This window comes from Microvirga sp. HBU67558, assembly GCF_018069605.1.
Classification (GTDB): Bacteria; Pseudomonadota; Alphaproteobacteria; order Rhizobiales; family Beijerinckiaceae; genus Microvirga; species Microvirga terrae.
Genome location: NZ_JAGPUP010000128.1, coordinates 1 through 309 on the forward strand (window position 1 = coordinate 1; position 309 = coordinate 309).

At 61.5% G+C, this 309-nt stretch carries 1 protein-coding gene; it reads left to right on the forward strand.

Annotated features, from left to right (window positions below):
* The coding region (locus KBI52_RS00520) for a PD40 domain-containing protein (RefSeq protein WP_210804752.1) at positions 1 to 309 on the forward strand (309 nt) is incomplete at both ends.

A 309-nucleotide genomic window follows, 5' to 3' on the forward strand; every position in this document is an offset into this window, starting at 1 on the left:
TCCGTCGCAAAGAACGGCGCCGAGGCGAACAACGGCAGCTACAACGCCCAGGTCAGCCCGGACGGGCGTTCCATCGTGTTCGAAAGCTACGCCTCCAACCTGACCGCTGACGAGACCGAGGACGAAGACGGCTACTCGGATATCTTCTTCAAAGATCTTCAAGGCCCGAACGCCGGCGGCGTCGTTTGCGTCTCCAAGGCCCAGAACGGAACGAAGGCCAACGGCGACAGCTACAACGCCCGGTTCAGCCCGGACGGACGTTACGTGGTGTTCGAAAGCTATGCCGACAATCTGGTTGCCGGCGACGAC